This window comes from Catenulispora pinistramenti, assembly GCF_018274385.1.
Lineage (GTDB): Bacteria > Actinomycetota > Actinomycetes > Streptomycetales > Catenulisporaceae > Catenulispora > Catenulispora pinistramenti.
Genome location: NZ_JAAFYZ010000299.1, coordinates 1 through 10,929, shown reverse-complemented (window position 1 = coordinate 10,929; position 10,929 = coordinate 1). Strand labels below are relative to the sequence as shown.

Annotated in this window: 8 protein-coding genes; 6 read left to right on the top strand and 2 right to left on the bottom strand. The window is 72.0% G+C overall.

Going from position 1 to position 10,929, the window contains the following annotated elements; translation table 11 throughout:
- A partial coding sequence (locus KGQ19_RS44435) for an outer membrane protein assembly factor BamB family protein (protein WP_212020947.1) occupies positions 1 to 1,261 on the top strand: 1,261 nt, incomplete at its 5' end.
- A gap of 144 nt (positions 1,262 to 1,405) precedes the next feature.
- Positions 1,406 to 3,301, top strand: a complete 1,896-nt coding sequence (gene typA / locus KGQ19_RS44430) for a translational GTPase TypA (RefSeq protein ID WP_212020946.1) — start codon at positions 1,406 to 1,408, stop codon at positions 3,299 to 3,301.
- A gap of 125 nt (positions 3,302 to 3,426) precedes the next feature.
- Here the strand turns inward: typA and KGQ19_RS44425 are convergent, their stop codons facing one another.
- Positions 3,427 to 3,858 carry a DUF4232 domain-containing protein gene (locus tag KGQ19_RS44425; protein ID WP_212020944.1) on the bottom strand — a complete coding sequence of 144 codons (432 nt, stop codon included), beginning with the start codon at positions 3,856 to 3,858 and terminating at the stop codon, positions 3,427 to 3,429.
- On the opposite strand from KGQ19_RS44425, the gene KGQ19_RS44420 reads away from it, so the two are divergent.
- Positions 3,845 to 4,213 carry a hypothetical protein gene (locus KGQ19_RS44420; RefSeq protein WP_212020942.1) on the top strand — a complete coding sequence of 123 codons (369 nt, stop codon included), beginning with the start codon at positions 3,845 to 3,847 and terminating at the stop codon, positions 4,211 to 4,213. The two genes, KGQ19_RS44425 and KGQ19_RS44420, sit on opposite strands and share 14 nt — an antisense overlap.
- Before the next feature lie 65 nt (positions 4,214 to 4,278).
- Here KGQ19_RS44420 and KGQ19_RS44415 read toward each other — a convergent pair whose 3' ends face one another.
- Complete coding sequence (locus KGQ19_RS44415; protein ID WP_212020940.1) at positions 4,279 to 6,462, bottom strand: S9 family peptidase; 2,184 nt, start codon at positions 6,460 to 6,462, stop codon at positions 4,279 to 4,281.
- Between the two features lie 67 nt (positions 6,463 to 6,529).
- Between KGQ19_RS44415 and mshB the strand changes: the two genes are divergently transcribed.
- The 3 genes from mshB to KGQ19_RS44400 form a co-directional block, all read left to right on the top strand.
- Entirely contained in the window at positions 6,530 to 7,504 is a 975-nt protein-coding gene (gene mshB, locus KGQ19_RS44410) for an N-acetyl-1-D-myo-inositol-2-amino-2-deoxy-alpha-D-glucopyranoside deacetylase (RefSeq protein ID WP_212020938.1), read from the top strand.
- Complete coding sequence (locus KGQ19_RS44405; protein WP_212020937.1) at positions 7,504 to 8,076, top strand: hypothetical protein; 573 nt, start codon at positions 7,504 to 7,506, stop codon at positions 8,074 to 8,076. The genes mshB and KGQ19_RS44405 overlap by 1 nt, the downstream gene beginning before the upstream one ends.
- A 321-nt stretch (positions 8,077 to 8,397) precedes the next feature.
- Positions 8,398 to 10,929 (top strand): peptidoglycan binding domain-containing protein (locus KGQ19_RS44400; RefSeq protein WP_212020936.1); only part of this gene is annotated, 2,532 nt, incomplete at its 3' end.

The window sequence follows — 10,929 nt, the reverse complement described above, 5'->3', positions numbered from 1 at the left end:
CTCGGGGACCACGCCCACGGTCAATTCCGAGCCGGTCGTCGGCGGGGCGCCGTCCACGGTCCCGACCTCCGCGGCCGGCGCCACGGCGCCGCCGACTCCCGGGCGGCGTTCGCTGCCGCCCGGTGGTGCGCTGCCGCCGCCGACCGGGGCGCTCGGCAAGTTGCAGGGCCCCTCGGCGGGCAGTTTCTGGACGCTGAACATCCCCGGGCTGGTCACGTCGCTGGCGGCCGCCGACGGGATGCTCGTCGTGGCCACCGACTCCGAGGTCACAGGCTTCGACTACGGGGGGTCCACCAAGTGGGGTCCGTTGCCCGCCGGCGGGATCGCGGGCTCCGGCAACGGGGTGGTCGACTCCGGGGTCGTCTACCTGGTCGCCTTGTTCGCCGGTGGTGCGCCGGGCCAGGTCGCCGTGTGGGCGCTGGACCTCATGACCGGCTCCCCGCGCTGGACCACGCCGCTGCCCCCGGACCCGAGTCCGCTGCAGGGCGTGCGGGTCGCCGGGGTGTTGGGCGGCAAGGTGTTCGTGGTCGGAACGGCCGGGAGCACGCCGGTGGTGTGGGCGCTGGACGTCGCCAGCGGCAGCAGCTTGTGGAACAAGGCCGGCGCGCAGTACGCCACGCTCACGGTGCCCGCCGACGGCAGGCAGGTCCTCGCCGTCGGATCGCCGGACCCGGCCACCCCGGTGACCGCCGCGGTCCTGGACGTCGACACCGGCGACCAGGCGTGGGCGCACCAACTGGGGACATCGGTCGACTACAGCCAGGTGTCGCTGAACAAGGCCGTGTTCGCCGGCGACCGGTACATCCTGCTCAGCAGCACGCCGGACGGCGACGTCCTGGCGGCCGGGAACACGGCCACCGGGCAGGACGCGTGGACCTCGAAGCTGCCCGAGCCGGCCGGGGACGCCGGCACGGTCTCGCTGGTCACGCGCTCGCCCGACTCCTCCGCCGTCATCGCCCTGTCGCGCCGCGGCGTCTACAGCGTGGAGGCGGAGACCGGCAAGGTGCTGTGGCAGTCGCAGGGCACCGAGTCCTTCGTCACGTCCTCCGACGGCGGCGCACCGCAGATCGCGGACGGCAACGTCTACGTCTGCGACCAGAAGGGCGGTTGGTGGGCCGTGGACCTGGCGACCGGACGGACCCGGTGGCACTACGCGGCGACCAGGCCCGCAGCGGCGGCGGACCCGGTGTGGATCGCGGTCAGCGGGGGTGTGGTGACCTCGGCCGGCTCGCTGCTGACCATGGTCCTGGCCAAGGGCTGAGCGTGTGACGGTCACCACATGACCGGCGGTGCGCGGGCTCGGAGTTTACCCTCACGCCGGACGCCCGGGCACTGACGGTAAGCGGGAGGATTCCCGACCCCGTACGATGGGTAGGTATCCCCTTCTGCCAAGGAGCGCTCAGGCATGCCCACACGCGACAACATCAGGAACGTGGCGATCGTCGCGCACGTCGACCACGGGAAGACGACGCTGGTCGACGCGATGCTGTGGCAGTCCGGCGCGTTCGGCGAACACCAGCACGTCGACGAGCGCGCCATGGACTCCAACGACCTGGAGCGCGAGAAGGGCATCACCATCCTCGCCAAGAACACCGCGGTGCACTACCGCGGTCCCGAGGGCGAGGACGTGGTGATCAACATCATCGACACCCCCGGGCACGCCGACTTCGGCGGCGAGGTGGAGCGCGGGCTGTCCATGGTGGACGGCGTGGTGCTGCTGGTGGACGCCTCCGAGGGGCCGCTGCCGCAGACCCGCTTCGTGCTGCGCAAGGCGCTGGCCGCGAAGATGCCGGTGATCCTGCTGATCAACAAGGTGGACCGGCCGGACTCCCGGGTCGACGAGGTCATCGACGAGACCTACGAGCTGTTCATGGACCTGGACGCCACCGAGGAGCAGATCGAGTTCCCGATCGTCTACGCCATCGCCCGCGACGGCAAGGCCACGCTGACCAAGCCGGTGCCCGGCTCCTCCGGCAACGGCCAGGGCGGTGACCTGGACTCGGACAACCTGCTGCCGCTGTTCAAGACCATCCTGGAGACCATCCCGGCCCCGTCCTACACCGAGGGCGCGCCGCTGCAGGCGCACGTCACCAACCTGGACGCCTCCAACTTCCTGGGCCGCATCGCGCTGTGCCGGGTGCACCAGGGCGAGATCCGCAAGGGCCAGCAGGTGGCCTGGTGCCGGCACGACGGCACCGTCGAGCGGGTGAAGATCACCGAGCTGCTGATGACCGAGGCGCTGGAGCGCAAGCCGGCCGAGAAGGCCGGCCCCGGCGACATCATCGCCATCGCCGGCATCCCGGAGATCATGATCGGCGACACCCTGGCCGACCCGGAGGACCCCCGCCCGCTGCCGCTGATCACCGTCGACGAGCCGGCGATCTCGATGACCGTCGGCACCAACACCGGCCCGCTGGTGGGCCGCGGCCCGACCAAGGGCACCAAGGTCACCGCCCGCCTGGTGAAGGACCGCCTGGAGCGCGAACTGGTCGGCAACGTCTCGCTGCGGGTCCTGCCCACCGAGCGCCCCGATGCCTGGGAGGTCCAGGGCCGCGGCGAGCTGGCACTGGCCATCCTGGTGGAGACCATGCGCCGGGAGGGCTTCGAGCTCACCATCGGCAAGCCCCAGGTGGTCACCAAGACCATCGACGGCAAGCTGCACGAGCCGGTGGAGCGCCTGACCATCGACGCCCCCGAGGAGTTCCTGGGCGCGGTGACCCAGCTGATCCAGGGCAACCGCAAGGGCCGCATGGAGACCATGACGAACCACGGCACCGGCTGGGTCCGCATGGAGTTCGTGGTCCCCTCCCGCGGCCTGATCGGCTTCCGCACCGAGTTCCTGACCCTGACCCGCGGCACCGGCATCGCCCACGCCGTGTTCGAGGGCTACGAGCCCTGGTACGGCGAACTGCGCACCCGCACCTCCGGCTCCCTGGTGGCCGACCGCGCGGGCTCGGCGACCCCCTTCGCGATGATGAACCTCCAGGAGCGCGGCACGATGTTCGTGCAGCCCACCACCGAGGTCTACGAGGGCATGATCGTCGGCGAGAACTCCCGCTCGGACGACATGGACGTGAACATCACCAAGGAGAAGAAGCTCACGAACATGCGCTCCTCCACCTCGGACGTCACCGAAACCCTGATCCCGCCCCGCCAGCTCTCACTGGAGCAGGCCCTGGAGTTCATCCGCGAGGACGAGGCGGTGGAGGTCACCCCCGACACGGTGCGGATCCGCAAGGTGGAGCTGAGCCAGCAGGTCCGCGGGCGCTCGCGGGGCAGCGCGGCTAAGGGCAAGGGCTGAGGTAGCCGACAGACTGAAGACGGCGGCCGCCGCGGGAGGGTTCCCGCGGCGGCCGCCTTGGTTTGTGCGGGTGCTGATGTGTCAGCTTTCGACCTTGCTCGAATGCCGTTGGCCCCGCCGCAGGCTCACCCGCCGGCCGGACTCGACTTCCCACCCACAAACGGCTTCGCCTCCACCTCGCCCTTCTCACAAACCGGAGTCGGATTGTCGAGCGTGATGTGCGCCCAGGCGGAGTCCCCGGGCAGCTGCGCGAGCGCGTGCACGGTGGTCGGTTCGCACTGCCCGCTCTCAGGCTCGCCGGGTCCGGGGATGTCCGCGGAGTAGCGGACCTCGGAGTGGACCCATGCGCCGGGCGCGACCGTGATGGTGGTGACCGACACCGAGTCGTCCTTGATGACGTTCGTCGGCAGCGGGTGGTCGTTCGATGCCAGCAGGCTGACGCCGGGGAAGCCGCTGATCGTGCAGCTGTGCCCTGAGGTGTTCTGCAGGGCGATGTCGGCGGCGACGTGTCCGGCGCCCTCGCTGCCCTCGACTCCGCGCCAGGTGCCGTTCGGCATCTCGGCGGTGGTGCAGGCGCCGCCGTTGTGCGCGGAGCCCGCGGCGGAGGTGGGTGCGGCGGCGTTCGACTGGCCGCCGGTGCCGCCGGTGCCGCCGGTGGAAGTGCCGGCGGCCGAACTGGAAGCGGATGTCGAAGCCGACCCCGTCCCGCCGCTACCGCCCGGGCCGGACGAGCCCGTGGCGGCTGGTGTGCTTGTGCTGCTGCCCGTCGAGCTCGTACTGCCCAGCGTCGACGTGCCGCTTCCGGCGCTCTTGGAAGCGCTGCTGGAGCATCCGGTCAACGCGACGGCGCTGAGCGCTCCGGCAGCGAACAAAACGGAGATACGGTTCATTAGTCTCAACCTTCCCGGGTGACTGCGTCCAGTAGACGCCTGGTCACCCGGATAGGTTGAGTCATGCATCTCAACTCGTAGAGATCTTCAGCGCTCGCCGGGGGAAAGCGCCCGCTTGAGGAAGTCGACCTGCAGCAGCATCAGGTTCTCCGCGACGACCTCCTGCGGTGTCATGTGCGTCACCCCCGACAACAACAGCGTCTCGTGCGGACGCCCCTCGGCCAGCAGCGCCGAGGACAGCCGCAGCGTGTGGGCGACCACCACGTTGTCGTCGGCCAGGCCGTGGATCAGCATCAGCGGACGCTGCTGTGACGACCAGCCGCTGGGCTCGGTCCCGTTCACCACCGAGTTGCGGCGGTAGACCTCCGGCTCGGTGTCCGGGTGCCCCAGGTAGCGCTCGGTGTAGCAGGTGTCGTACAGCCGCTGGTCGGTGACCGGGGCGCCGACCACCGCTGCGTGGAACACGTCCGGGCGGCGCAGTGCGGCCAGCGCCGACAGGTAGCCGCCGAAGGACCAGCCGCGGATCGCCACCCGGGTCAGGTCCAGGTCCGGGTTCTGCGCGGCCGCCGCCTGCACGGCGTCCACCTGGTCCTGCACCACCGGGCCGGCGAAGTCGCGGTAGATCGCGCGGTCCCATTCCGGGCCGCGGCCCGGGGTGCCGCGACCGTCCACGACCAGCACGGCGAAGCCCTGGTCGGCCAGCCACTGCGAGGCCAGGTGCATGTTGTGGGCGGCCAGCGCCCGCTGCGCGTGCGGACCGCCGTAGGGGTCCATCAGCACCGGCAGCTTGGTACCCGGCACGTGGCCGGTCGGCAGGATCAGCACGCCGCGCAGCGCGCGCTCGCCGAGCCGCACCATCGTCGCGTTCAGCTTCAGCCCGGGGCGCTCGGCGACGTTGCGGACCGTGCACAGGTCCTTGGTGTCGCCGTCCTCGTCCACGCGCACCACGCGGGCCGTCGAGCCGGGCTCGGAGAACGAGGTCGAGGTGATCACGGCCAGATCCGCGCCGAAGGCCGCGGAGTGGACGCCGAACGTCTCAGTGAGCTGACGTACCACGCCGTCCCGGGACGCCAGGAACACGTGCACCTCGGCCGGGTCGTCGGCGCTGGCGGTGAACTGCACCCCGTGCTCGCCGACCGCCAGCACCGAGCGCACCTGGAGCTCCGGCGGGGTCAGCGGTTCGCCGTCGAGCAGGACCCGGTTGGCGCCTTCGCGGGCGCCGACGGTGACCAGCGAGGCCGAGGCGTCGTCGTCGCCGTCGTCGGGCCCGGAGACCCAGGCCGGCACGCCGGTGAAGATGTCCACCCAGCGCGGCTCGGACTCCTCGCTGTGCAGCGTCACCATGCCGCTGTCCGGGTCGAGCAGCGCGTAGGTGATGCGGGTCTGCTCGCGGTTCATCAGGCCGAGCACCGGGTCGCCGCCGGCGGACCAGTGGACGGTGGTCAGGTAGGGGGAGGAGTCCTCCCACGACACGTCGACGCGCGAGCCGTCCAGGCCGAGCACCACGCCGGAGACCGCCGCGTTGTTCGTCCCGGCGGCCGGGTAGCGCACCGCCGCCGGCTCCTTGCCCGGGTTCGCGGGGTCGGAGATGTGCCAGGTCTGGATCGGCGCCTCGTCGGCGCGCTCGGCGAACAGCCGGTCGCCCTCCGGCGCCCACCAGTAGCCGCGGAAGCGTTCCATCTCCTCAGCCGCGATGAACTCGGCCAGACCGTAGGTGACGGTGTCCGTCTCCGGCTCGGCCAGCGCACGGTCGCCGGAGCCGTCGATGCCGATCACCCGGAGCGCGCCGGCGGCGACGTACGCCACGTGCGTGCCGGTCGGGTTCGGCCGCGGGTCGGCGACCCCGGCCGGGGTGTCCAGCTCGCGCACCGCCCGCGCCGGGTCAGTGGTTGTGAGGTCGGCTGTGAGGTCGGCCACGAACAGCCGGCCGGACAGCGTGAACGCCGCGTGCTTCGCCTCGGCGTCCACCGCGAAGCCGACGATCCCGGCCGCCCCCTGCCGCGACCGCTCCCGGCGCGCCTTCTCCTCGTCGGTCAGCTCCTCGCCCGCCCCGCCGAGCAGCGCGACCGGATCGGCGACCAGCCGCTCCTCCCCGGTACTGGGGTCCAGCACCCACAGGCAGGTCGCGGTGTCGGTGCCGTGCTTGCCGCGCAGGAACGCGATCCGGGTGCCGTCCGGCGCGATGCTGAAGGCTCGCGGCGCGCCGAGGGTGAAGCGCTGGGTCCGGGCGGAATGCCGGGGGAAGGAGGGGGTGTCAGCCATGCTGCCCATGCTAAGGCTCTCGACCCTTACCGGGCTGTTCCGCGAGCGGCGAGGAAGGTATGCGTACCCTTGCCCTATGACCGCGAACACGACCGCGTCCCCGGGGGCCGCTGAGCCGCCGCGGACCAGCCCCACGGCCACCCGGCGTCTGCTGCTCGTCCACGCCCATCCGGACGACGAGGTGATCGGCACCGGGGCCACGATGGCCGCCTACGCCGCCGAGGGCGCGCACGTCACGCTGGTCACCTGCACCGCCGGCGAGGAGGGCGAGGTGCTGGTGCCGGAGCTGGCGCACCTGGCCGCCGACCGGGAGGACCGGCTGGCCGGGGTGCGGGTGGTGGAACTGGTCAACGCGATGGTGGCGCTCGGCGTGTCCGACCACCGGTTCCTCGGCGGCCAGGGCCGTTACCGGGACTCCGGGATGATGGGGACGCCGGCCAACGACAAGCCGCACGCGTTCTGGAACGCCGACGTCGACGAGGCCGCCGGGCACCTGGTGAAGGTGGTGCGGGAGATCCGGCCGCAGGTGCTGGTCACCTATGACGAGAACGGCGGCTACGGGCACCCCGACCACATCCAGGCGCACCGGGTCGCGATGCGCGCCGCGGAGCTGGCGGCCGATCCGGCCTTCGCGCCGGAGCACGGCCCGGCGTGGGAGATCGCGAAGATCTACTGGACCGCGATGCCCAAGTCGGTGGTGGCCGAGGGCATCCGGATGTTGAAGGAAGCCGGGGACACCAGTGACTTCGTGGCCGTGGAGTCGGTGGAGGACCTGCCGTTCGGGACCGACGACGCGCTGGTGACCACCTGCTTCGACGGCAGCGCGTACACGGTGAACAAGCGTGAGGCGATGCACGCGTACCCCACGCAGATCGCGATGGAGGAGGGCTTCTTCGCGCTCTCCAACTCGATCGGCATGAACTTCATGGCGCACGAGTACTACCAGCTGGTGAAGGGCCTCGAGGGGCGCACGGAGCCGGAGCTGGAGAAGGATCTGTTCGCCGGCCTCGGGATCGCAGACGGGGCCGCTTCCGGGGTTTCGCAGGACTGATGGACGTTTCGGGCGCGGCGGAGGTCGGAGTGTCTGTGGTCGTGGTGCTGGCCGGCCTGGTGGGCCTGGTCGGCTTGTTGGCGGCGGCGCGGTTCGGTACGGAGTCCGAGCGCGGGAAGCTGCTGGCGCTGGCCGGGTTCGGCGGGGCCGGCGTCGTGGTCGGGCTGATCGGCACGATGATCCAGGGTTACACGGTGCGCATCGGCGGCTCGGGCCCGCGCCTGCTGGACGCCACGGACCCGGCCTCGGCCACCGGGAACGGCTCGCCCGGCTTCGCCTTCCCCTTCGGGTCGCTGATCGGGCTGGCGTTGCTCACGGTGCTGCTGTTGGTCGCCGGGACGCTGCTGCGGGTGCCGCGGGCCGTCGGGATCGCGGCCGGAGGCTGGCTGCTGGTGATCGCGGTGCTGATGTTCGGTGTCGGCAGTTCCGGCGACGTGATCCTGGCCAACACCTCCTCGGCCCAGATCTTCGTTTATGGGGGCCTTGTCATCGCCTTCGGGATCGCGGTGCTGGTGTACCAGTGGCAGCTGACCGACCGGATCGCGAAGAGCGCCGCGAAGCGCTCGCGCTGAGCGCCCGTCGGGGTCCGCCGGCGGTCCGCTGATCGTCCGCTGACCGTCCGCCGGTCACCGAAACCGTCGAAACCGGTCATATGGGGACCGGACTTAAGGCGGAATCAAACTCGCTCGATCGAGTGAAGCCTTGCCGGATTCCGGCGGGTCAGCGCGGCATCGCCGTGGCAATGTCACCCGTACGCCCCTGTGACCACCGCTGATCACAGTACTGTGATCGGAGCAACACTCTCGGTGGCCGGTGGCGCGCTGCTAGATGGCACAGCTAGTAGGCCCTGCCCGATGGCCCTGCGCGACCGACCTTGACAGAGGCGACCGACTTTGAACGACGAGTTTCCCCGACGCCCAACAGACGACGAACCCGACCGGCAGCCCGACTTCGGGTTCGGCGGCGCTCCGCTGTTCCGCGACGAGGTGCCGCCGCCGGACGGAACCGGTCCCGGTTCGTCCGGCTTCCACGACGCCTCGGTGTTCCGCGACCCCGCGTCGGCGGATCCGTTGGGGGACTCCGGTGGTGACTATCGCAGCGGGGACTACAGCAGCGGGGACTATCGCAGTAGTGACTACCGGACCGGGACGATGCCCGGGGCCGGTGGCGAGACGGCGCCTTCGCGCGTGCCAGGGCTCGAATACGGCGCCGGCGGCGACTACGGGACCGGGCTCATGTCCGGGTTCGGTGGCGGCGCCGACGCGTTGAGCAGTACGGGGGGATTCCCGGCGCAGCAACGGTTCGCCGAATCCGGTGGCGCCGCGGGCGGCGAGGACCGGCTGAGCAGTTCCGGCCGCCATGCGACGATGGCCGGCGAGTCCGGGGTGCCGCCGCAGCGGTTCGGCGGACCCGGCGACGCGGCCGAGATGTCCGGTCCGGGCGGCTCCGGCGGCCCTGGCGGTTCCGGTGGTCCCGGTGGTCCCGGTGGCCCGGGCGGCTTCGGCGGCGGCCCGGCCGATCCCCAGGCCGGGGATCCGCAGTGGGCACCGAACGAGGGCCCGCTGCGCGTCGTGCCGGCCGACCAGGCCAGCGCCCTGTTACGGATCAAGCTTCCGGACGCGCCCCCGGTCCCGTCGACCACCCTGCGCGGCGACGCGGCGATCGAGACGGTCGTCGAGGCCTCGCAGATGCTGCACCGCGTCAGTCCGGCGAAGCCGAACGCCCTGCCCGGCGACGTGCTGGCGCTGACCACCGCGACGATGGTCGTGCCGATGCCCGGCGCCGCGTTCGGCGGCGTGCTGACCGTGCAGCGGTCCGCGCGGCTCACCGCGTCGGTGCCGCCGGACCTGGCCAGCCGGGCCGAGGCGGATCTGCTGTCGGACACCGTCGAGCAGTTCTTCGGGGACTTCGACGCGATCGGCCGGGAACTGGAGGCGCAGCGCGCCAGTGGAGCGGCTGCCGCGGCTGGTTCTGTTACGCCCACGGTGCCCGCGCAGGGTGGCGACGTGACGGGAACCGAGGTGTCGCAGCCCCCTGCGGCGCTCGGCCAGTATGCCCCGAGCGCGCCGTCGTCCGGGCCCGCGCCCGCCGGCCGCTACGGCGTGCCGACTCAGGTCCCCGGCTACGACGCCGCCCGCCGCAGTCCGGTCGGGATGCGGTATCTCGGCGGCATCTTCCACGACTCGTCGGGCGAGTCCTCGTTCTACGACCCGTCGACGGAGTCGCTGGTGCCGATGGGTGCCGCCGCGTTCTCGGCGGCCGACTTCCGGCGTACCGCTCCGGCGATCACGCGGCCGGTTCCGCCGCCGCGCACCGGCCCCGGTGCCGCTCCGTCGCCGCGTACCAGCCCCGGTGTCGCCACGCCGCCGCGCGGGACCGCGGGCGGTACCTCACCGGCATCGGCCGGCCCGCGCGGTTCGACTGGTTCGACTGGTTCGACCCGCGGTGGCGGCGGCGAGGAGATCCACTACTTCATCGACGACGCCGACCACTCCGACGACACCAAGGTCCTGCCGACCGGGCACTGGTCCGACCATCACCCGGACCACCACCGCTCCCCGCGCCGCCGCCGCCGGCGCGGGCGGCTGGCCGTCATCTCCGGGGTGTCCGTCGCGCTGGTCTTCGGCACCCTCTACGGCGCCGCCCTCGCCTTCGAGGGGCAGGTACCCAAGGGCACGATCGTCGACGGCGTCGCGATCGGCGGGATGTCGCGCACGGCCGCCGAGGCCAAGCTCTCCGCGGCGCTCGGCCCGACGCTGAACGCGCCGATCCAGCTGACCGCCGACGGGACCACGTTCCACCTCGTGCCGAACCAGTCCGGGCTGCGCATCGACTACGCGGGGACCGTGGCCGCCGCGGCGTCCGGCCGCACGGATCCGACGGTCGCCATCCCGGCGCTCGCCGGCACCGGCCGCGATGTGCCGTTGCGGGTGAGCGTCGACCGCGACGCGCTGAAGACCGCGCTGACCAACCTGACCGCCGGGTTCGACAAGCCGATGGTCGACGGGAGCGTGATCTTCCCCGGCGGTGTGCCGACCCCGATCGCGCCGCGTCCGGGGCGGCAGGTGGACGTCGACGCGGCGGTCGACGCGGTGGTCTCCGCCTTCGACAACGGTGTGGCTTCGGCGCGCCTGGCGGCGATGAGCCCGACCGGGCCGGCCGCCGTCCTGCCGACGGCCCCGGCCGCCTACGCGACCGTGCCGGAGAAGACCGCGGTTTCGCCCACGCATCGCTACGCGGGATCGCATGTGAAGCAGTCCCCTTCGACTCCTTCGCCGTCCTCGACTCCCTCGGACTCCTCGAGCCCCTCGGATTCTTCGACTTCTTCAACCGCCTCGGACTCGTCCACGCCGACTACGCCGGCGCCCACTACGCCGCCGCCCACCGCCCCGGCTTCCACACCGGCCCCGGCCCCCGCCGTGATC